The organism is Pseudoalteromonas sp. NS-SX12 (assembly GCF_057367955.1).
This window is the reverse complement of sequence record NZ_CM170635.1, coordinates 566,070-589,327: the sequence shown is the minus strand read 5'-3', so window position 1 is coordinate 589,327 and position 23,258 is coordinate 566,070. Positions and strand designations below refer to the sequence as shown.

16 protein-coding genes are annotated in these 23,258 nt (G+C 40.8%); 8 read left to right on the top strand and 8 right to left on the bottom strand.

Going from position 1 to position 23,258, the window contains the following annotated elements; translation table 11 throughout:
* Positions 1-239: 239 nt before the first annotated feature.
* Positions 240-2,423: a carbohydrate-binding protein gene (locus AC2IOM_RS16785; protein ID WP_486360517.1), complete on the top strand. Its 2,184-nt coding sequence runs from the start codon at positions 240-242 to the stop codon at positions 2,421-2,423.
* Positions 2,424-2,496: 73 nt separating this feature from the next.
* On the opposite strand, the gene AC2IOM_RS16780 is transcribed toward AC2IOM_RS16785, so the two are convergent.
* Together AC2IOM_RS16780 and AC2IOM_RS16775 are read right to left on the bottom strand one after the other, a co-directional pair.
* Entirely contained in the window at positions 2,497-3,117 is a 621-nt protein-coding gene (locus AC2IOM_RS16780; RefSeq protein WP_486360516.1) for a hypothetical protein, read from the bottom strand.
* 11 nt (positions 3,118-3,128) lie between these two features.
* Positions 3,129-4,511: an Lcl C-terminal domain-containing protein gene (locus AC2IOM_RS16775; protein WP_486360515.1), complete on the bottom strand. Its 1,383-nt coding sequence runs from the start codon at positions 4,509-4,511 to the stop codon at positions 3,129-3,131.
* Between the two features lie 481 nt (positions 4,512-4,992).
* Between AC2IOM_RS16775 and AC2IOM_RS16770 the strand changes: the two genes are divergently transcribed.
* From AC2IOM_RS16770 to AC2IOM_RS16760, 3 genes are read left to right on the top strand one after another with little or no spacing between them, the layout of a single operon-like run.
* Entirely contained in the window at positions 4,993-5,721 is a 729-nt protein-coding gene (locus tag AC2IOM_RS16770; RefSeq protein ID WP_100915491.1) for a DUF4956 domain-containing protein, read from the top strand.
* A gap of 2 nt (positions 5,722-5,723) precedes the next feature.
* Complete coding sequence (locus tag AC2IOM_RS16765; protein ID WP_486360514.1) at positions 5,724-8,360, top strand: CotH family protein; 2,637 nt, start codon at positions 5,724-5,726, stop codon at positions 8,358-8,360.
* Positions 8,357-9,046 (top strand): polyphosphate polymerase domain-containing protein, encoded by a 690-nt coding sequence (locus AC2IOM_RS16760; RefSeq protein WP_486360513.1) that lies wholly within the window; start codon positions 8,357-8,359, stop codon positions 9,044-9,046. The genes AC2IOM_RS16765 and AC2IOM_RS16760 overlap by 4 nt, the downstream gene beginning before the upstream one ends.
* 257 nt (positions 9,047-9,303) lie before the next feature.
* Here the strand turns inward: AC2IOM_RS16760 and AC2IOM_RS16755 are convergent, their stop codons facing one another.
* Positions 9,304-9,747: a hypothetical protein gene (locus AC2IOM_RS16755; RefSeq protein ID WP_486360512.1), complete on the bottom strand. Its 444-nt coding sequence runs from the start codon at positions 9,745-9,747 to the stop codon at positions 9,304-9,306.
* A 91-nt stretch (positions 9,748-9,838) separates the two neighbouring features.
* Between AC2IOM_RS16755 and AC2IOM_RS16750 the strand changes: the two genes are divergently transcribed.
* Entirely contained in the window at positions 9,839-10,678 is an 840-nt protein-coding gene (locus AC2IOM_RS16750; protein WP_486360511.1) for a GNAT family N-acetyltransferase, read from the top strand.
* Between the two features lie 285 nt (positions 10,679-10,963).
* On the opposite strand, the gene AC2IOM_RS16745 is transcribed toward AC2IOM_RS16750, so the two are convergent.
* From AC2IOM_RS16745 to AC2IOM_RS16735, 3 genes are read right to left on the bottom strand one after another with little or no spacing between them, the layout of a single operon-like run.
* Positions 10,964-13,510, bottom strand: a complete 2,547-nt coding sequence (locus AC2IOM_RS16745; RefSeq protein WP_486360510.1) for a family 20 glycosylhydrolase — start codon at positions 13,508-13,510, stop codon at positions 10,964-10,966.
* A complete protein-coding gene (locus tag AC2IOM_RS16740) occupies positions 13,503-14,369 on the bottom strand; it encodes an ROK family protein (RefSeq protein WP_486360509.1) in 867 nt (288 codons plus the stop codon). The genes AC2IOM_RS16745 and AC2IOM_RS16740 overlap by 8 nt, the downstream gene beginning before the upstream one ends.
* A gap of 10 nt (positions 14,370-14,379) precedes the next feature.
* Positions 14,380-15,624 (bottom strand): MFS transporter, encoded by a 1,245-nt coding sequence (locus AC2IOM_RS16735; protein ID WP_486360508.1) that lies wholly within the window; start codon positions 15,622-15,624, stop codon positions 14,380-14,382.
* Positions 15,625-16,270: 646 nt separating this feature from the next.
* On the opposite strand from AC2IOM_RS16735, the gene AC2IOM_RS16730 reads away from it, so the two are divergent.
* Positions 16,271-17,143 (top strand): AraC family transcriptional regulator, encoded by an 873-nt coding sequence (locus AC2IOM_RS16730; protein WP_486360507.1) that lies wholly within the window; start codon positions 16,271-16,273, stop codon positions 17,141-17,143.
* Between the two features lie 387 nt (positions 17,144-17,530).
* Positions 17,531-18,049, top strand: coding sequence for a GrpB family protein (locus AC2IOM_RS16725; RefSeq protein WP_486360506.1), 519 nt, complete (start codon positions 17,531-17,533; stop codon positions 18,047-18,049).
* Between the two features lie 6 nt (positions 18,050-18,055).
* On the opposite strand, the gene AC2IOM_RS16720 is transcribed toward AC2IOM_RS16725, so the two are convergent.
* Positions 18,056-20,035, bottom strand: a complete 1,980-nt coding sequence (locus AC2IOM_RS16720; protein ID WP_486360505.1) for a winged helix-turn-helix domain-containing protein — start codon at positions 20,033-20,035, stop codon at positions 18,056-18,058.
* Positions 20,036-20,152: 117 nt separating this feature from the next.
* On the opposite strand from AC2IOM_RS16720, the gene AC2IOM_RS16715 reads away from it, so the two are divergent.
* Positions 20,153-21,490 carry an FG-GAP repeat domain-containing protein gene (locus AC2IOM_RS16715; RefSeq protein ID WP_486360504.1) on the top strand — a complete coding sequence of 446 codons (1,338 nt, stop codon included), beginning with the start codon at positions 20,153-20,155 and terminating at the stop codon, positions 21,488-21,490.
* Between the two features lie 151 nt (positions 21,491-21,641).
* Here AC2IOM_RS16715 and AC2IOM_RS16710 read toward each other — a convergent pair whose 3' ends face one another.
* Positions 21,642-22,931, bottom strand: a complete 1,290-nt coding sequence (locus AC2IOM_RS16710) for a hypothetical protein (protein WP_486360503.1) — start codon at positions 22,929-22,931, stop codon at positions 21,642-21,644.
* Positions 22,932-23,258 lie beyond the last annotated feature (327 nt).

The following is a 23,258-nucleotide window of genomic DNA, read 5'->3' as shown; positions in this document are numbered from 1 at the left end:
TGCCCAGTTTGCCTTATCTTTATCTCACAATTATCACCATTTTAAAATGTAAATAAAAAGTTAAATTAATAAGTAAATTATATTGACTAAATTTTAGTCAAGCGTTAGTGTGAATTATGTTAGACCATTAGATTTAGCGCAGTTCTGGTTTAACCAAGACAATGCGATTGTTTAAGCATACTTAAATTTAACTTTTGCAAAATTAGCAACTTGTAAACAATTTTAAGAAGGACACCCTAATGCGTCACGCTAAAATGACTACTTGCGCACTGGCTGTATTAATTAGCTGTAATGTTAATGCAGGTACTGGTATTCAAGACTTTTTAGATTCATTGCGAAACTTTGAATCGGGTATAAACCCAAATCTCGCCGATTTTTATCTCGAAAACCTCAATAATCCTGTTTATAACTATGCACGGGTAAGTGCACCCGGTCGTATGGTGCGTGATTGCTCAACTGGTAGCATGATCCCCGAGCCAACTACCATCAATGAGTTTTTCACTAAACTGGGGGTCGACCATTTTTACAACGCGCAAACCCCTAACGACCCAGAAATGTTTAAGAGCATGCAGTACAACTCAATGAATGCGTGGGGCTTTGTTGGTTATCAGCTAGGTGAAGCAGTATTAATCGATGCAGGGTATTACAGCCCAAAAGTGGTTACCGTAGACGGTGTTGAATACGACAGTTTTTATGTCTTTGTTGATGATTCGACGTGGATTGGTTGCGAAACTGAAGCGTTAGTCGAAATCGTTGGCTCTGATGGCAATAAAATCTTAGCAACGGATGTTAATAACTGGCAAGGCACATTCGTCGGCAAAAACGGTGTTAACTCATTTGCCGACTTAATAAAGCCAGAAAAACAAGAATTGGTTATTCGCGACGCCATGCATTTTAATTACGGAGTGATGACGCAATTGTTAAGTGATGCCAATATGACATGGGCAGAAGCACTTACAAAAAGCTGGCCGGGTGTTGATGACAATGGCAATCCAGTGCAAGTGCAAGCGACTATGTCGGGGTTGTTAGCCGCAGCACATTTACGCGGTGCGTGGGGCACAGCACGTTTATTAACAAAGGATGAAATTACGTGTGACGAATTAGGCACTTGCATCACTAAATATGTACATAAATTTGGCGGTTATAATACCATTTTCGATACGCCTTTTGACGATGTAATTGAAGGCTCAAGCTACGCAGAAACATTATCCGCAGGTTGGGGTAATGATCTTGTGATATTAGGTGGCGGAGTGGATACGCTTGCGTTACATCAAAATGACAGCGCTATCACTACAGTGCGCGGTTTCACCCTTGCAGAAGATTTTATTGTGCTAAGAGATTGGACAGCATCAGCGCCACTGGCAAATTTACAGATAGCTGATGTTGCTGCAGGTGCAGGTGCAGAGCTTAGCTTTGCTAATCAACGTGTGGTGATTGAAGGGATGAGCGCCGCTGAAATTAGCGCAAATCCAAGTGCTGTGATTGCAGAATCAAAAATTTATGAAATTGCTTGGTCGGGTTCGCAAACGGTTAATAACTTTAATCCACGCTTAGATAAAATTCGTGGCACCGCAGGGATTGGTTTTAAACATTTAAAAGCGTACGAAACGGATAATGCGCTGGTGGTTGGCGTGCAAGCAGCAGATGGCGGTATTTATAGTTCGGTTGAGTTGGTGGGGTTAACCATCGCCGATTTAACACCAGATATGTTTGATAATGTAACCGGTGGATATGACCGTTTAGGCTTTATTGTTCCACTTAATAGTCAAAACTGGGGCTGGAACATGACCTTGTCGGTTAATAGTTTTGATGCTGCAAAAACAGTGATTAGTATGCCACTGTTTAACTACAGTTTTTCGATGCTAGTGTTAACGCAAGAGGGGGCGGATACGGTTATTACACTAGATGCAGCGGCGTCGCAAGGCGATCAAAAACGACTAGTGCTCAAAAATACCGATGTAACAACACTAAGTGCAGCAAACTTTTCATTTGTTAATGGTAACTTTAGTGACGCGACAATCGATATTCCAGTGTATTACACGGTAACAGCGGCAGTGGTGGGTAATGGTGGCAGTATTTCACCACTACCTAATGCAAATGGTGAGCTAAGTGCAAAAGGTAACACTGACTTCACACTTAATTTTGTTGCAGACAGTGGTTATCGCGTGGCAAACATTACAGTTGATGGGGTAACGGTCAGCGCAGCAAATGCTTATACCTTTAATACTATCAGTAGTAATCACACTATTTCTGTGAGCTTTGAACAAGGGGTTTCTTGTCCAAATGCATGGCGTTCGTCAGAGGTTTACACGGGCGGTATGCAAGTGACTTATCAAGGCAAAATATACGAGGCCAAATGGTGGTCGCAAAATAATGTGCCGACAGCGGGTGATCCGTGGAAGTTTATAAGTGACTGCCAGTAATCATTTCATAAAATAGCAAAGCGATGCTCATTGCATCGCTTTATTTGCGTTTCCACCTCATAACAACTCACAGTTATAGCCCCATAAAACTAATATGTAAGCCGATGGCGTTATCAAAGCCTTTGTCAGCAAAAAAGTTTGAATAATTGAGCTGAATATGTACATTTTGTGTTAACTGATACTCAAAAAACGCTTTAGCATAAAGTGAGCTTTCAAAGTCATCTAATGTTTGGCTTTCGCAGCTATCACAGTTAAATACGGCGCGTTCAATATTGTTGTAGCGATAACCAGCGAGTACGCCAAATGACATACGCTCAACAGTTTGCGGTGCGAATTTAAAGCCAGCTTCAGCATACATTGCAAACCCCGTAATTGATGACTCTTTACTACTGATCTGGCCGGTAAATTCGTTTTTTACGGATTGTGTAAACGGTGACGTATCTTCCATGTACATGTAATCCATTCCGGTAGCAAACTGCAAATAGCGATGTGGTTCACCTTTGTAATACAACCCGATTGCATGCGCATTACCGCCATCGATTGTGACACTGTCATTGGTAGCTTGATAATCACTAGCGGTTAAATATTGATAACTTACGCCAATTGAATAGTCGTAGAAGTTCACGTTTTGCTTTTCAGATGCATGCGCACTGACAAGCCAAAGTATTAAGCTGGTTAAAATTACTGTTTTCATGAGTTATCTCCTTAGAAAGTGCTTTGACAGCTGCGCACCAAGTGAACGTGGTGTTTTGTTTGTCGGGAGCTGTAAAAGACAATACTATTTTGATACTGGTAGTGATAACTGGCGTCATCATTACGTGGGTTTGGTGTAGCACTCCACACTTCACCGAAAGGAACGTTTTTAAACGCAAACGGGTTTAGTGGTGGCTCCTCGCAGGCAAGCTCGATATTTTGTTGCAGTTCTTTGATACTCGGCAAGCGCCATGGCTGCGCATTTGGCGTGTTATCATTTAATGTATTAGCGTATTCAAATGCTTGTTGCCAATCTAGTTTTTCTGCTTCGCCTTGTTCACAGTTTTCACCGCTTAAGCCAACAACGCATTTTTGCCAAATTAGTCCGGTTAGGGTATCGATTACATTACCGTTTTGATCTTGTTTGTAACGTATAGTAGGTGCGGTATTCGCTTCAATTGCATTACACCTTTGTTGTGGTGCATAGCGACGACGGCTTTCAATTTCTTGTTCTTCATTTGTTGGCGGTTGAAGTTGTTGAAGAATGCGGTCAACACCACGAACCGCACGAATATGGCGCGTTGTAGAACTAACGCCACCAGCCACACGGCCCACATTAAAATCGACCGCCCACACGCTGCCCTCATCATCAACATCGAGGGTGTTGCTCCAATAAAATGCGGTTTTGGTATGTGGGAAAAAATTACTATCAATGGCTGGTGTATTGGTGTGGTAGTTAACGATTTCCTGTAACTCGATTTTGCTCGGTAAACGCCAATCATTGTAACCGCACAATGCCTGTTGATTTAGTCGTGCTAAATAGCTTTGGCTATCGCAATCACGATCACAATCACCGCCGTTAATGCTTGAAAATGCGCCGAAATTATCATCGCGCCAAGTGTAGGTATGATTTGCATCTTGCAGGCCGCCAGAGCCAGCAAAGGTTTTTACTTCCCAAATAAGGCCGGTTACATTATCAAGTACACATGATGCAGTTTCATTCATATCATTAATTCTATTGCCAGCGTTATCGAGCTTGGTAAAACTAAACCCAGCATGGCCGTCTAGGTCTTGGTTTTGCGTAGCATCCGCACCTATATCGCAATCTTGCAAGAAACCCGATTGGTTATTGCAGCTAGCAAAATTGCCAGCGGGAAAATCCCCAGCAAGTTGCGACCCAGTATCATTGAATGCAATGCTCACCTCATCACATGTGCATTCGCCATCGCATAATGGCAGCTGAAAATCAGCTGGAGCTGGTTGCGACGTGTTTGCGTCATTTACTTGTGCTGCACTTTGCTCAACCGCTTCATATTTACACGCACCCAGTAAAGTGCAGCTAAGCATAATTGCGAGGTGCAATAGCGAGTATGAATATCTTGCCTCGTTTTTCATAACGTTGCCTTAGCCAGATTGGAATAGATTAATGTTTGCAAAAACAAATCCAATGGCAGTTACACGAACGTCTTTAAGCGTTAATGATGTGGCGTTTTAATTTTCTAACGCTATGAATTATCGCGTGTAATTTTCTCAAAATAACTAGCGGACTGAGCATTTGCAGCGTAGCAAGCGTTAACCATTGTTGTTTATCGACTACTCGTTTTTGCAAAATTCGGCGGAAAATTCGCAAATTGCAACGCATTTTTATCTAGCTGCGGTGCCGGTTATTGAATAGCTCGCGCGGAGCAGTATTAATGTTGAAATTATAACTATTTGTTTAATTTGTCTTTTTTGTTGGTTTTTAATAGCGTGCTAGGAAAGGTTGCGAGTTATGGATTGCTTTATGCCTGAGTCATTAATAGCGCAGTTGGGTAGATACACTGTTATCACTGCCAACTGCGCGATGACTTACGTTAGCAATATAATAGGAGCCGTTATGGAATCAGTTGACCCAATGTTAATCGCGTTTCTACCTAAAGATATACGCAACATGTTCTTCCCATACGCAAGTGTGCAACTTGCAGCCCTTGTGCTCAATCTGTTGATTGGATTTGTAATGGCCAGCATTATAGGTGTGCACTTTCGCAAATATGCGAGCGCGTTTTGCAATCGCCAAGATTTCTCGCGTTTGTTTCCACTTTTAATGTTAAGCGTGATTTTAATTATCACAGTAGTCAAAGCATCACTCGCGCTGGCTCTTGGTTTGGTGGGGGCGTTATCGATAGTACGCTTTAGAACACCTATAAAAGAACCCGAAGAACTGCTTTACCTCTTTTTGAATATTGGTGTGGCAGTTGCGCTTGGCGCAGGACAAACGCTGGCCGCGGTAGTTGCGTGTTTTGTCACTCTGTTCTTAATTGGTTGGGTTAAAAAACGCGACGATAAAAGCAAACAAGAAAACGGTTTGTTCTTGTCGCTTAATTTTATTAGTGATCAAAGCTTAAAAGATACGCAACTGGTCTCGCAACTTAAAAGTTTGTTGAGTGAACATGCCGATAGAATTGAATTACGCCGTATTGATATTGCAGATAATCGTTTTGACGCCAACTTCTTTATTTCAGTAAGCGATGAAAGCCAAATTGACCTGTGTATGAAGGCACTGTCAAACGCGTTTTCTGGTATCAATATTTCGCTGCTGGAGCAACATAATATTGCGGGGGTTTAGCCATGCGATTAGATACTCCGATTCAATCACCAACGAAAGGTGACCGCATAAAACTATTAGGTGGCCTGCTGGTGTTAGCAATTTTGCTAATGCCATCTGCAGGTGCAGTCAAACGATACTTAGTTGATAAAGGGTTTGTTGCTGAGCATGTTTCAGGTAAAGACAAAGCGTTGCAATTAATGCGCAGTGTAGTGCAGGCTCCGCAAAGTTACTTATCAGCCAACACCGATTTACCACTCATCAAGGTCGATATTAAGTATCAGGATTGGCTTAAGCTTGAAAATGACAGACGCACTGCATTTGAGCGTGGCATGATCCCAGAACTGCGTAGCCAAGTGCCAGCCACCATTGTATATGGTAAGGAACGCCATACTGCAAAAGTGCGCTTGCAAGGTGATATGTTAGATCACGTGAATAAACGAATACGCTGGTCCCTAAAAGTTGAACTTAAGAAAAAACAAGCTTTGTTTGAATCGCGTAAGTTCGCCTTAGTTGCGCCAAGTGTGCGTGTAAACCAGGGACCGAACCTGTTTGCCAAAAGTTTAGCGCTTAGCAACTTTGACATTGTTTCGCCGAAAAATATTCCTGTGCGCTTAATTGTTAATGGTGCAGATTGGGGCGTTATGTTGTTTGAACAATCCTTTAGTCAAGATTTGTTGGCGGTTAATAACCGCACGGAAGGCTTGATTACACGACTTGATTTAGTATCGCAAACAACAGATGAAAACGGCAAAGTGATTCGTACGCTGAAGCCGAGAGTTTTGCAACGCAAAACCATTTTGGCAAATCAAGCACTTGCTAATCAACGACAAATTGCCTTGGCACTGTTAGATGACTTTTTAACAGGCACGCGCCCAGCAAGCGATGTATTTGATGCGCAGCGCATGGGGCAATATCTTGCAATGGTTGATTTATGGGGAGCATGGCATGCGCTGACATGGAATAACTGGCGTTGGTATTACAACCCGCATATCGCCAAACTCGAACCGATCCAAAGCGATGTAGCGGTAACGCCAGCTGCGCATATTTGGTTAATGAAACCGCCAAGTCATCAATTCGCACTAAGCAAGGCAATGCTTGCAGACGCTAATATCAAGCAACATTATTTGACAGCTAAACAGCGTTTAATTGCGAGCCTTGATACTACGCTTATTCCAGCACTGGCTGATTACGACAAGCAATTTATCAAATCGCTGCACAGTGATAGTCCACTCGCTACGCCATTTAACTATCAGGTAATGAAGCAACAAGCTAACTGTTGGGCTGCTAATTACCAAACTGATGAGTGTGAGAGTATTGTGCAAGTGAGCGAAGAGCTGCATAAGCAAATGGATGGGTTTAGCGCGCTAGCGCCATGGGATCTATTAAGTCGATTAAAAAATGAAAATGGTAAACTTGTGTGGTCGGTGGTGAATAATCAAGGAGTTCCACTGACGATTAAAAGCATTGAAGGTGTTACAAAACGCCAAGAAATTTCGCCACTTGAGCAAATTAATGATGAGCTACCCGTTACTATTGCCGCAGGCGAAACATTAGCGGTTACTTTGCCAGAGCGTTTACATGCAATCAAGGTACGTGCGGGACTTGAAGATAAAGGCACAGACAGTTTTTATTTTCAAAAAGACACGCCTCCATTGGCATTTATTCCTCGCGGTGGCATCACACCGTTCAACGCATCTCATTATCAAGCGTTTATTACACAAACCGAAAATAAATGGGTATTTAAGCCGGGCGAATGGCTTATTAATGAATATTTAGTGACGCCGCCGAATACACAAGTGGTGATCCCTAAAGGAACTACGCTTAAATTTAGCCGGTATGCAGGTTTGATGGTGTTTGGCGCACTTCATAGTCAAGGAACACAGCATCAACCCGTTGTTATGACGCGCCAAGCGGATACTTCCAAGTGGTCAGGCTTAAGTGTTTTCTCAAATGACGTAAATACCATAAACCAAGTTGAACATCTGCAAATAAGTTATGCCAGTAGCCCAAAACTTGGCTTGTGGCAGCCACGAGGCGCTATTTATTTTGTTAAAGGCAAGGTGAATATGCGCTCGGTGCAAATTACTGATAATCAATCTGAAGATGGCTTAAACATTATTAATGCAAAGGTGGATATATTCGACTTAACCATCAAAAACGCGTTGTCTGATGCATTTGATTGCGATTTTTGCACTGGTGTACTTGATACCAGTCAATTTACCAATATTGGTTTTCGCTCTGGTGGTGATGGCTTAGATGTAAGTGGCTCAACGCTTACGGTAAAACATGCCAAGTTTAATAATGTGCGTGACAAAGCCATTTCAGCGGGTGAGCGCAGTCAATTGTTTGTCAGTGACACTGAATTTGACGATGTAAATTTTGGCTTGGTTGCCAAAGACAGCTCCTTAATTGAAGCTGACGGAGTGCGTGCGTCTAACATTCAACATAAAGCGTTAATGAGTTATTCGAAAAAGCGGATTTTTGGCCCTGCGATAATGCGAGTTAGTGATTACTTATGTTCTGATCCCAACTGCAGTGGCAAGAATACAGCGGAATTGGGTAGTCAATTACACGTGAATGGGCTAGCTGTGCGCACTGAAGCGCTTGATGTGAAAGACTTATACAACACAGTAATGAAATCGGATAAACCAAAATGAACCTACAGCATAGAGAATATCGGTTTGAGGTTAAAGTGCCAGTTCCTTTAAATCGATTACAAGAAGTGTATATATGGTTAATGGCGCACTCGATGATGTTTCGTGAACATTTTGCACCACGAGATATTAATAGTTTGTACCTAGATACGCCGTTTTTAGCACGCTTTGAAGAAAATTTAAGTGGCATTAGTACGCGTAAAAAAGTACGCATTCGCTGGTATGGTGAGCTGCATCATGCTCATCAGGCCAAACTCGAATTTAAGCACCGCCAAGGTGGCAAAGGGTTTAAGGTCACGTTTGATACCGCATTACAGTTCGAAAATCCCGAGTTTTCATGGCTTTACGCACTTAAAAACGCTTACCAATCTTTGCCAGTGAATGCTCAGTATTTATGGGATACAGAACATTCTCCAATTATTATCTGCCGCTACCGTCGGGAGTATTATATTTCAGGTGATGAGTCCATTCGAGCAACGTTTGATAGTAACATTGAATCATACGATCAACGGTATCGTCAGCAGGCAAATTTAACGCGTGCTGCAGCTTTGGGTGATTATGTCTTACTGGAGCTTAAAACAAACGCGGATAATGAAGCTGCGTTAAGTGATTTATTGGCTACCTGCCCGTTAAGACCCTCTCGGCACTCAAAATACGTTAACTGCATTCGTCATTTGATGTGGCAATAGGGTTGGAGGTTTAAAAGGCATTTAACCGAATCATTTATTTTTTTCACTTAAATGTTTTTAAACATGTTTAAGCAAGAGGAAGAAACGGTAGTCTTTTAAAAAATACGGTGTCTATAATCAGAAAATCCGTATGCGTAAGTGTTTAATACATAACACGCTGATTATGGTTATCGAGTAAGTTTGAGTGAATAACGCATTAAGGCGCAATTTTTAATAATTGCGCCACTTTATTAGCCAGGTATACACGGTTTATCGCTTTAAGACATTAAGTCTGTAATGATACTAACGTCTTCAATACCGGCCTCTTTCATCGCATCTTGCAGTGCTTGAATTGCATCGAAGCGCGCAATTTCTAAAGAGTTTAAAAAACTCTGCTGGCTGTCAATGACTGCTTTTTTTACTTTTTCATCGGAATAATCAGCTTCTTTGGCTTTTGCTAGCATTTCTTCAGCCATTTCGATTTGCTCTTTTATGCGCTCAATTGCCTTGATCATGTCTTTAATATGTTTGGGTAAGGCGTTTAATTTGGCTTCTTTCTCCTCTTCACTTTCTTTTAGTTTTTGCCAACTTTCAGGTGAGATTGACACGGTTGTTCCGTCTTTTTCGTTACTCGAATCGTCATTATCTTGCTCATTTGCAGTGACAACAGAGCTTGTTGGGTGAATGGCAAAGGGTATTTTATTAATGCTGGAAATACTCATAACATTCCTTGGTTAAAAGTTATCGCTATCTTATCGACAATAACTTCTGTTACTTTAAATAAATGCTTTATTTATCTTAAAAGTTGAACCCATGTCAGAATTTACAATTCGTCCTATGTTGGCTGATGAGCTAAAAATCGCCATTGATTGGGCTGCAAGAGAAGGTTGGAACCCAGGCTTAAACGATGCTGAGCTGTTTTATTTGGCAGATCCCAATGGCTTTTTTGTTGGAGAGTTAAACGGTGAAATTGTCGCAGTTGGCAGTGCGGTCACTTATGATCACGCGTATGCGTTTTGTGGTTTGTATATTGTTGCACCTGAGCATCGAGGTAAAGGTTATGGTTTAACCCTGACCAAACACCGCTTAGCGTATTGCGGCGATCGAAATGTTGGCATTGATGGTGTGCTGGAAAATGTCGAAATATACAAGCGCATCGGTTACGTGCCTTATTACCAGAATAAACGCTTTCTAAAATTAGCCAATGCGACAACTCGTTCGACGCACGTTGTTGATATTACAAAAGAACATATTCCCGATATTTTAACTTACGATAAGCCATGTTTTGGTGCTACGCGTGAGCAATTTCTAGCAGCGTGGTTATCACAACCTCAGGGTAAGTCTGTATGTTTTTTACAAAACGGTGAAATTAAAGGCTATGCAGTCAGGCGCAAGTGTCAGGAAGGTTATAAAGTAGGGCCGCTTTTTGCTGATTCGCCAGATATTGCATTATCGCTTTTTCAGGCGTTGCAGGTGGATATTCAAGGTGAACAGATTATTTTAGATGTGCCCGAAAACAACCCACAGGCAATCTCTTTAGCTGAATCGGAACGTATGGATGTGGTGTTTGCCACAATGCGCATGTATCAAAAAACAATACCCTCTACCGCACGTGATAAAATTTATGGCATTACCACCTTTGAGTTGGGTTAACATGCAAAAAACAAATAAGCCTTTTATGATGAAATGGTTGTTTGCTATTTAAATAGTATCGCTGGTCTATTTGGAAACTAATACCTTCATCCATAATTATTAGAGGGTTATCCCCAGAAAAGGTGTGTAAAGCTGTTTAAAAGTACTATTTTATCATTTAAATCATGGTGCTAGGTGAGCTAATACTTTTGTTATAAATAACTAAAAGTTACCCCTTTGTAGCAAATCGGTATATATTATTTGCGCCGCTTTAGGCTAGCGTAAATGTAAAGCGGCGCAAACTTTCTATTTTAACGAAAGACTTCTACCAACGCGTGTTTCACTGCGCGCACGAATATAACGAGCATCGTTTACATCTTTGATGTGGTTAATTGCATGCCAAGTGCCTTGGTTATCTTGCACCTCAATTGCAAAGCCAGGGTAAGGCGTAAATGCATCTAGCTTGGTGTTATTAACCGCTGCTGCAACGGTTGGTACGCGATAAAATACTCCTTGCTGTTCTAACTTTGCAATTTCTTTTAAGCCAACCAACGCGGCGAAGCGCTGCCAATCAGTATCTCTTTCGGCTTGTTTTTGTGCTGTAAACACACCGCTTTGCTTATCATAGATACGCCCTTTTTCAGCGTAGCTAAGTTGCCAGTCGGCTTTGTGCCAAGCGCGTTCAGCCAGCGCTAATAAGCGCGGATAAAGCATGTATTCGGCTTGGTTATCTGAACGTAACATTTCGCTCCATAAATGGCCTTGCAAGCCTTTAAATTTAATACCTTGGTTTAGACGCTCTTGGTTATCATCAGCGCGATATGCGAGATGTTCCTTGGTTTGCCAAATTTCTGCGTGAGCAGGTAAGTTTTCGGGCATAAAACCAAACACTTTATAACCGTCAATGGCACGTGCCGCCCAATGATTGCCGCGCTCTTCAGGGTGGCTTTGGTAAGGGAAATCAAAGTAGGTAACTTCGGGGGTCGAGAGTACCATATCCCAGCCTAAATTAGCTTGCTGGTGTACTTCTTTGTAGCCGTCCTCAGTGATCATCGACCAGCCGTTCGACTGTACTTTTGATGGCATATTTTGTGGATTAGTATCACCTAAACCATCATTCCAAGCCGCTACTTTAACCCCTTTACTGGCAACTAATTGCGATACTTTTTCAATAAAGTAGCCGTTAAATGAGGTTAGCTCAGGTGTGCTGGCTTTAAGGGCGTTACATGCCGGGCTATTAAGCCACGCACCGGCCGTTTCGTCCGCGCCAATGTGATAAGTGGCAAGCTCTACACCAACTTCATGGTGCATCGCGATAAGTTCATCAATTACTTTTTCAATAAAAGTATAAGTGCTTGGCAAGCATACATTGAGAGTGTTGTCGTTATAATGCTGAATTGATGAGTATTGGGTGGTGTCGTTTGCTTCACTTAACCAGTACTGCTCGGCTTTTTGTTGCTCGCCCGCTTGCATGTATTTTTTGTAACGCGCATCCATGGCTTTTACGGCAGCGCGTGAGTGCCCTGGCATATCCAGCGATGGAATGACTTCAATATGGTTAAGCGCGGCAAATTTTAAAATCTCTTGGTAGTCTGCTTTGCTATAAAAGCCGTTAACTGGGCTCGATTTGTCGATACCTGCGCCTAATTGTGGCAATAAACATTCGCTTTCATTTAAGTCTAAACAGCGATATGCGCCGACCTCGGTAAGCTCTCGTAAGTCGTTAATGGCTAAGCGCCAACCTTCATCGTCGGCTAAATGGAGGTGTAATTTATTGAGTTTGTAGGCCGCCATTTGTGACAAGGTATCTAAGATAAACTGTTTGCTACGGAAATTTCGCGCCACATCAATATGCAAACCTCTAAATTCAAAATGCGGTTCATCAACAATGGTAAGGCTTGGTACGCTTAAATTATCAAGGCTGACTAAGCCCGCGATCGACATCAGTGCGTAAAATGCACCGGTGTTGCTGCTCGCTGTGATGGTAATGGCATCTGGCGCTAGGGTTAACTGATAGGCCTCATTGGCGAGTGTATTATCAATGTTAAGTTGTGTTGGAATGCCTGTTTTGGAATGGCCAATACCGAACAGTTCAAGGCGCGTTAACGCCGCAGACAGCGCGTTATTATTGACAAGCTCAGGAGCTAAGTTTAGCCCTTTGCTGAGCTTTACAAGATTATCGGCTGAATTAATATCAAGGCGACTTGGTTTCGGGATTAAACTCACCGGCGCCGTGTTAAGGTTCGGTTTTAACTGCGTTTGATAGAGGTATTGTGGCGACATCCACGGCGTTTGGTCTTGTTTGCTTACGCGTAACTGCGCAAGTGAGGTAAATGGCGCAAGGTAGGGCTGGCGCTCAAGGCCGGTGTCAGGATCAATACTCGTATGGGTGCTTTTAATGGTGCGTGCAGTTACCTTATCGCTCGCAGTTCTATCGCTAATAATGTAGTTTGGCATAAATTCGGAGCGGGTAATTTGCGAATCTTTGCTGTAAAAACGGATCACCTCTGGGGTATTTTTAGTAAAACCTTTAAAGTGCTTTTTTGCGGAAATTTTGTGAACGTCGCCGTTGATATGGCTAATATCAAAGTGCGTTGATTCCACAGCATAAATCGGCATCAGTTGGCTAAAAAATATTGCAAAGTTGGTGTCTTTGAGGTCACTTGGGTTGGTCAGTGTTAACTCAGATAAGTAACACTTTTTTTCATCGCCTGGACAACTTTTAGGGCTGGCACTAATTAAGCGATAGTTAACATCAAGCTCGTTGGCAAGCGTATCGATGGTGTGTTGATTGGCATTGACAAGTTTCGGTGTTACTAAACATAAAACAGAAAGGGCTAATAACTTATTCACCTGTTGCTACCTCGTCTAAAAAAAGCTGATAAGCGCCAAACAGCGCAGTATTTGTATCTTGGGTGTAATGAATTTGCAGTGCGTTATAAACGCTTTGCGGCAGTTGCTTAAGTAATGTTTGCTGTAACGCATCAATAAACAGTGGGGCACTTTTAGCAATGGCACCGCCAAACACTACTTTTTCAGGGTTAAATGCTTGCACTACTTGCACTAGTGCGTGGCCTAAATGCTTACCTAGTTCGGTAAACACCGCCAGAGCGCGGTTATCACCTGCTTGTGCTTGCTGATAAGTAGCAGCGCCATCTAAACCTTGTTTTTTAAAGAATTGGCTTGAACAATAGTCTTCGATAATGCCGTCTAAATAGGGGAAACTACCAAACTCGCCAGCGGCAGATTGTTTGCCGGTATAAAGGCGGCCATTCAAGATTAAGCCCGCGCCAAGGCCTGTGCCTAAGGTGACGCCAACTAAATTTTCATAATGTTGATAGTCTTTGCTTTTATAAATGCCATAGGCAAAACAATTGGCATCGTTATGCACTAAAACAGGCCGAGCAAAGCGCGCTTCAAGCAGCGTTTTAAGTGCCACATTTTGCCAGTGCTTAATATTGAGCACCTCAATAACAAAGCCGCTATCACTCTCGACTAAGCCCGGCACACCAATGCAAATGCCACGGCATGCCTTGGTTACAAAGGGGGTTAAATTATTAAATAAAAACGCGTTAAAGTCGTCTTTACTTAAGCTCGCATCAATTGGCAATGTATGCGATTTAATAATCTCGCCATTCGCAATGTTTGCGATGGCAAGTTTAGTGCCGCCTAAGTCAACACAGGTAATAAACGGGGTATTGCAATTAGTCATTACTGCTCTCTTAATCTACTGCGATACGTTTTTTATTAAATTGAATGGTGTGATTTTTAATTAGCGGTTTAGCCCAAATGCTAACGCTGAAAATAAAGCCCAGTGGAATAAACAACACTAACAGTGCAACACGTAAATCGTCTGAAAACTCTGCGATAAAGCCAATAATTGGCGATGCCAACGCACCACCAATAATGCCAGTACATAAAATACCAGACACCGCACTGTGCCCGCTTGCAACCGAATTTAGCGCAAGTGAAAACAGTACAGACCACATAATTGATAAAAAGAAGCCTGCTGCTGGAAACGCCACAAGCGCAACTTGCTTGCTGCCAAAAATAGCGCAAGTAAGTGACGCTGCAGCACCCAGAGAAAACAGTTTTAGCACTAATTTAGCGTCGAGCACTTTTAACAGCACTAACCCTAATACACAGCCAATGGTTAAAAATAACCAAAACTGACTGACTACTTCAGTGCCTTGGGTGTTAGGATCAAGTCCGTGGTAGGTCTCTAAAAATACCGAAATCGAATTCGCAATGCCTTGCTCTAAGCCGACATAACAGGCAATTGCAATAAAAAACAGTAATACGGTTTTGTCTTTGAAAAGTGCTAACGAATCGGCAAGGTTGGTGTTCTGTTGTTGCTGAGGCTCGCGCGCGATTGGAGTAATAAAAGTAACGGCCAACATCACTAAGCTAATAACCGCAAATAGCGCATACATAATTAGCCACGCTTTGTTTGGTTCAGTGAAGGCCGCCAGCAGTTGCCCAGTTGGTGTACCATTTTCAATGTGGCTAACCAAAGTGCTGTACACTAATGGTGATAATGCCGCTGCTGCACCAAATAATAATTGAGCCGATACAGAATAAGCGGCAAAGTTTTGCTCACCACCGGCGCGTCGAAGCAGCGGATTAATCGCCACTTGGAGTAATGCCATCGCACTGCCAATGGTAAAGAGTGCAAACATTGCCATGGCAAAATTAGGCAGTAATACGAATAATATGGCGCCGAGTGCTGCCAGCGCAAACGCTAGTAAAATAACAAATTTTTCCCCTTTTTTTTGTGCGATTAGTCCCGCTGGGATTGACATTAAGCCGTATGCGGCAAAAAAGGCAAAGGGGAAAAATCCAGCTAACATCAGACCAATTTGATAGCTTTCAATCAGTGCGGGAAAAATAGGGCCCAGGAGGTTTGAAACAAACGAAATCACAAAAAAGGTGATTAAGACTAAGAGCACGACGGGATAGGCTTTCATGATTATTTCCTGTTTATTATTGGTTTTATTCGTTTATTAGTATTTTTCGTTCGCCAAGAGCGTATGGGTGAGGCTGCGACAAAAATTAATTTTTGACGGGCAGACAAAAACAAGGGGATTGCCACAGCCTCGCGCTTACATGTCCTGTGAGGTGATTTCTTAGGGGGAAATACCGAGTAGACTGTAAACGTTATCTAGTGTGCCAAGATAAAGAATCAGATAGCGGTATTTTTCTATTTATTAATAATACTTTTCAATCAAGCTAACAGCAGTTTTCGATCATTTCAGGCGTGATTTTGACTTTGGATGGAGCGTTAATTGAATGCGCCCATCACCGCTGAAATGTTGTAAGTTTTGAGAGTTTTTTGAGATAAGCAGATCTACTTATTGTAAATATCGAAGCAGATTACTCCAAACAACACAGGAGCTGAAGCCGGTATCACAACATTTAGGTTATTTTAAACCACTTTAATAAGTAACCCGTTAATTTTATAGGTACATACTTGTTCGACTTTTAGCGAATAGTCTGAAATACAACTTAACGATAAAATTGAAAAGTATCGTTACTTGATAGAATAGTATCTTTTGTTATGCACGATTCTGTTGAAATGGTTTGTAGTAATTGAATTAAGTTAGTTATTAAATTATGCGTGCATTTTGCGAAAAGGTGATAACGCCTACCGATGCGTCATGGCGGTATCATAAATACCTGATGCCATATCTGCCGTTCAGTTGGCACTACCATCCTGAATATGAGATTTGCCTAACATTAAACAGTAAAGGTATGCGCCATATTGGCGATCATATTGAGGAATATGGTGAGCTAGATTTGGTTTTTGTCGGGCCTAATTTACCGCACACATGGCAATCTGAAGCAAACCAAGATGGCTCAGAGCAAATCGTGTATGTAGCGCAAATTCCAGTAAAATGGCTTGATAAGCTAGCGCGTGACCATAAAGAGTTACATGGCTTACTGCCAATGTTAGCGCGTTCGCTAAAAGGCATTAAGTATTCAAAAGAATGCGCAATTGAAGCAAAAGCGTTATTTGAAGCTATGGATAATGCGGGGGCAACTCAGCGTTTGTTTTTATTACTCGATTTGTTAGATAAAATGCAGCACGATGTAGAGCAATTTACTTTATCAACCCCAATGTTCGCATTTGGTAAGCAGATGGAACAAGATAACGGCAAACTTAACCAAGTGATTGAGTTTATATACCAACACTACACAGATAATTTATACGCCGATCAACTTGCAGAACTGGCGCATATGTCAACCAACCACTTTCATCGCTATTTTAAACAGCGCACCGAATGCACGCTCACTGAGTTTATTAATCGTTTACGCATTGGTAAAGCGTGCAAGCTGTTGGTGACCAGTTCATCACCCATTTCGGTGATCAGCGACCAATGCGGTTTTAATAACGTGTCTAACTTTAATCGTCGTTTTCTGGCGTTTAAAGGGTGTACGCCGCGTAAATTTCGTCAACAACTCATTAACCACAACTTAATTAATTGAGATTGTTAGTTTTTGCAACAGCCCATGCATTTGAAAGATAAAAGGGCACGTGCGTGCCCTTTGGTTTGTTAACTTAGTGGAATAGGCTGAAATACAGCCCATCGTTACTAAAAACCAGGGGGTGTTAAATACAGGTACAATTAAACCACTTCACCGAAATCACGAATTGTTAGCACATAAGGTGTTTAGCAATATAACTGCGCTAACTGAATTGGCATTATTTTAGACAAAAACACTGTATCAGATTGATATTCATCTTAAGTGAATTGATAATTATTCTCAATGGTGTTTATTGATCTGTAACAAATAAACTTCATCTAACGAGAAACTATTTATCGCTAACTAACAAAGCGTTATATTAAACAAAATTGTTTTTAAGACATTTCAATGATTGAATTTTGTAGTTATAAATTAGTGCCAGCTAGCTTTAATCCTTGGCGAGAAGAATTTTTAACCGTCGCAACGCATATTATGCAACGCCTTGATGATCCTCGTTTTACCTTTTTACATTTTGGCTCGTCATCATTTTATGTTGCCGGCAAGGGCATCATTGATATTTCTATTTTATATCAACCAGGTAACCTGGAATCGGCAGTCGAATACATCAAGCAGTTTGGTTTTGTTGACCAACACAGTAATAAGCCTTTTCCAGCAACACGCCCGCGTAAAGACATAGGCGTTAAATATAATGGCGAAGTGTTTAATGTGCATTTACATGTTATTGAACACAATAGCGAAGAGCATTTAAAGCAAGTCGCTTACAAACATCATATGCTCGAAAATCCAGAAGATAGAGCTGCCTATGAAGCAAAAAAGAAAGCGGTACTAGCTGAAGGTAATACCGTTCAAGATGACTACGGCAAAGCAAAATCGCCTTTTGTGAAAAGTATTTTAAGTCAACTTTAAATTAGGCTAGTGAACTAATTCTAAACTAATTATCTGGCTTGTAACATCTGCATCTTCATCAAAAATGATATATGGCAGGGAGTTGATAAATCCAAAATCAGTCACGAACTGATTAGGTTTTATCATAAATAATGGTTTCGTTATTTTTGAATTGAAGTCGTAAAAACTAATTACTTGCTGCTTATTGATTTTACTCAAATAAAAAAAGCCCTCTTTTGTTAATTTGATGCTGCTCGCTCTGATTTGAAGCGCTTTGTTCTCAAAATCAAAAAGGGTATTGGTTGCGCCAAGGTTTGTTTGATATTGCAAAGCTTGGTTACTGAACGAATAATAGTAGATACCATTAGCATCACTCATTGTTGCAATACCCGCATTAAGGGCAATTTTAGAGACAGTTTGATTTTTGATATTTAAGCTAAGTAAATCATAATTTTCGGCAGCCCTTTGACTTATATATAAATTAGTTGAAGTGTGGTCAAAATTGAGTAAATAGCTATCGTTTTCGGTTGTAACATCGAAGATTATCGTATTGTTCAATAAAGAATATACCGCGATGTGCTTAGCTTTGTCTTTGGTGTAACTAAGGGCAATTAGGCTTTGTGAGTTATCCACTTTTATCGTATGAATGTAGCTTGCATTTATTTCGGTTAGTTTTGATTGTTGGTCGTGCGATTCTAACCAAAGTTCGTAGCTTCCTGAGCGATTTGAATTAAAAATAAAAGCTTTACTTTCACTAAGGTATTTACCATCGAGGTTGATGCTAGGGTGCTCAATTTTAGTTGATAGTGCACCTTTGCTTTGAATGGTGATAGGCCTATTTTGTATGGCATAATGGATAGTTTTAGTTTTGTGATCAACTGCTATCCCAGTCACTTTTTGCTGTGGGTCAATGTTAGCTATAACTGATAAAGAGAGTGGGTCTATAGTTAAGAGCCATAATGCATACTGCCCATTGTAACGTCCTGTTATAACGTACTTTGAATCAGTATAAAAAGATAAACCGCTCACTCTATCAATGGGTAATGGCTTAGTTGTCGTTTGGCGAGTGTCTAGATTGTAGTTTGCTAAGTAAGTTTTTCTGTCTGAAGTTTGCGAAATGTAGTATAGGCTATTGTCGTTGGCAAACACTGGGTGTTGTTCACTACCATCATGAGGCAGATAGAAGATTTTGGCGTCTTTTTCTTCAATCGAGACTAACGCTATATTGTGTCTATTGTGCTTAGTGATTTGCAATGCTAACCATTTTTCGTTTGGAGAAACGTTTAATTTAATGATTCTTTCATTAATCTTTAAAATAGGTGTGTCGTTGTCTTTATCGCGTTTGAATATAGAGCAAGCGTCATTGCAATTAAGGATATAATCTGACTCATTCGTTGAAAATATATCTCTTATTTCAGTCAGCGAAGTTTCAAGCTTGGTGTTTTTGAGCGTTGTATTGTTATGTAAATAAAGCGATGAACTTGAGTTTTCTTTTTGAGTAAACAGCAGCTGATTATTGTTATTTACACTTATCGAACTGATTTCCCCATCTACACTATGTCGTATTATTTTTTTAGTCGGTATGTTAGATAAATCTATACCATTTCTTTGCGTATTATTGGTGTAAAAAAATGCGGCAACTATACATACCAAAATACTAATCAAAGAGATGTTAGCTGTGCTGAGCTTAGGTTTTTGTAAGTTTATTTTGCCTATAAATACGTAGCCTTTACGAGGGATAGTCTCAATTAAACGAGGGGTTTTAGGGTTGTCATTTAGTACCTTTCTAATTTCGAAAACGGCCTTAGTAACGAGTTCTGGCTCAAGTGATTGGCTTGGCCAAAGTGAAGCCAAAATTTGTTCTTTACTTAATACCTCACCTTGATGTTCGACTAAGTAACATAAAATTGACATTACACGGGGTTCTAAACGAAATTCTGCCTTGGGTAAACTTACCTTATTCTTTTCAGGTTCAACTTTGAAATCTGCTATGTAAAACGTTCTCATTATAACCTTCTGAAAATAAATAAGATAACTTTGAAATAGTATCGAGATAACTTCTTAATTGCAATTGAACACTTGGCTAAGGCATTGTGCGGAAAGTTTGACTTCTAGGAGAATAAAATGAATAAAAAACTCTGTGCAATATTAATTAGTTTGCCGTTTAGCGTGTTTGCGAATCAAATCACTTTGGGTGTTACCGGTAATGGTAGTGTTAAATATGGTGATGAAACTTGTACTGACACATGTACGATAAGTACAGAGAATAATAATGTGATGCTTTCACCAAGTGCAAACGCTGGTGATAGCTTTTCTCACTGGAGTGGCCAGCAATGTGACTTTGGACAAGGTGTTAAAACAAATTCTGAACGCACACTAATCGGAAAGGCGAGTGGCGGAGCAAAAACCCTTGCAACGATCGATCTTGATAATGATGGAGATAGTGATCTGTTGGGAATTAGCCTTTTTAAAGGACAACTAGTAAAATACCGAAACCAAGGAGATGGAACTTTTATTTCTAATACATTCGCCTCTTCATTAAAATATCCATCGGCGATGGCTACTCATGATATGGATCAAGATGGATTTTCCGATTTATTCGTAGCCGAGTACGGTGCTCAACAAGTGCGTGTATATAGAAACGATGGCGCGGGGCAATTGGCTGAATCAGAGATCATCAAGATCCCTGATATTAACCCTTACTCGATTAGTGCAACAGATTTAAATCAAGACGGCTCTACAGAGCTGATTATCTCAAGTTTTTTTGCCGATAGGTCGGGGGATTTATTTCAACTTGTTAACTCAATTCAAAATCAAGAAATTTCGATTTATGAAAAATCGGAGGATGGTTACGTAAAATCCCAGAACATCGCTAATACAGCAGGTGTTACATTGGATAGCTATCTTGATGCCGAACATGGTTTAGTGATTGTTTCAGCAGAAATTGATACAGGTAATGTTTCTGTGTATAGGTCATCCGACGACTTTTCCGGTATCGTTGTCGATCAGAGTAATGCTCCCTATGGAGTCGGGTTTGCTGATGTTGATGACGACGGTGATATGGATATTGTTACAGCCCATTATGGACCATATAGTTTACGTATTATTTATAATATCGAAGGCAGTTATAGTTCTGCGGAACAAATAGGCAAAGGTGCCGATGGGTTAACTGCAGTACAAATTGCTGACTATAATCTTGATGGCTATAAAGATATTGCTACTGGCGAATTTAATAGTCAGACCTTTTACTACCATGCCGCTGAAAGCTACATTGATTGTGGTGTTGTTAAAGGCTCAACTATCGAACTAACTGCAAATTTTAGCGCTAATTCAACCGCTACTCCGAACGCAGAAGAAACGAGTAAAAGTAGTGGTGGCACATTTCATAACTGGTTGATGGCTTTACTTGGCTTTGTATTTGTTCGCAGAAGCGTAAATATAAAAAAAGCAAAATTTAAGTAGAGGCAGCTGCTTTAAACTAAATCGCATTTAAGAAAGATAAAAAATGCCGGCAATGTAGCCTTGCCGGCATTAAGATCACTTTAATGGGAAACCAAAGTGAAAGCGTTAAACCGATAAGCGTATTTTTATTTAAATATAAAATATGCGCTTATTAATGGTCGTGTTCGTGCTCTTCTTCCTCAAACGCACCTAGCCAAGTTAGGTTGCCAATACCATCTTCAAACGTTGTAATTTCAGCGACTGTTTGCTGCTCAATATCAATTTGATACACGGTATTGCCGTACGCTAGGTAAACGTGATTATTTGCTTTATTTGCAATAAGCTTAGCGCTTTTTTCAGCATTTAGTTCCGTAATCGCGGCGAAACGTGCGACACTTTGCCACTGCGATTCTTGGTTATAAACATTAATATAGCCAGCTTCGTCTAATACGACGATTGATTCTTCATCACCACTAACACCGTATGCTAAGTAGCTAGTAATACCTTCAGCTTGCCATTGGAATGGGCTAATTTCATCAGTTGTTAAATCAACAGCAAATACGCCCCCGCGTGATAAGCCGATAATCGTGTTGTTTTCTTTGCTACCAATAAATTTACCAATGCGCACTCCTGCTGGTAATTCTTCTGGGTTAGCGATTTTGCTAGACGTAAATAACTCACCCTCTTGTTTTACTTTTACAACGCCGTCACTACACGCAAACGCGATATAGTCTTCAGTTTGGAAACTACCGTGAAGATCAGGGCATGCGTGTTCAAATGTTTGTTCTTGGTGGAAGTGATCGTTATGTACTTCAAATAAACCAATTGTTTCAGGTAATGATGTTTCACTGTTTACATCACGAATAGTGGCAAGTACGAAGCCATCACGAATTTGTCCTGTACCGTGTTGATAGGTTTCATAATGGTGCTCAGCAATAACGCGGCTTTCAGTAATACTTTCGTCAGAAACAATTGCAAACCCGGCATCTGCAGATGCGTCTTTATCACCGTCAAAAAATACTAGAGCTTGTTCGCCTACAGGCACATAGTGCGTTGGTTTTACATCGAGTAATTCAAACGAGTTAGCAGAGGGGACATCTTCATGTAGATCATGATGATCGCCGTGCTCTTCTAAATAAATACCGCCATCAATAAATTCAACTAGATTATCGTTACGCTGAATCGCTACCGCGTAGCGACCATTAGGGCTGGCATAAAGTGCAGATACAGTGTTAGTAACAGAAAATGTATCAATGATTTGATTGCTGGTTAAATCATAAATACTAACTTGATTTGAATCGGGAGAGTTAATCGCTAAGCGACCCGCAGGTAATTCAAGCTCTGGATGAGGCTCAGAAGGTTGATCTACAACCGGCGTATTGTCAATTACGGTGTGCTTGTCTGAACCGCAGGCGCTCAGTAGGGAAACCAAAATAGCACTTGCAAGCGCTTTACGTATCATCTTTTTATCCTTGTAATGTTATATAGTAACGTTGGTATTATGTTATACTATAACAATTAAATGCAAGTGTTATTTGGTATCAGACCTGAATATGAAACAGTACGACTGTCTAAATTTAATAGTAGAAGGTTATGTATATAGTTATAGGGCGTAGTGATTACAGAGTTTAAGGCGACTTTTCTTATCACATTTTATTGCAGACAAAATTAAAGCTGATATCAGTAATAATAATTGATAGCAATGCTGCGTTATCCAAAACTGAATCTGTCTACGTCTTAACATAGCGAGATTGTACGTAATTTAAGGTACAAGAGAGCGTAAACTAAA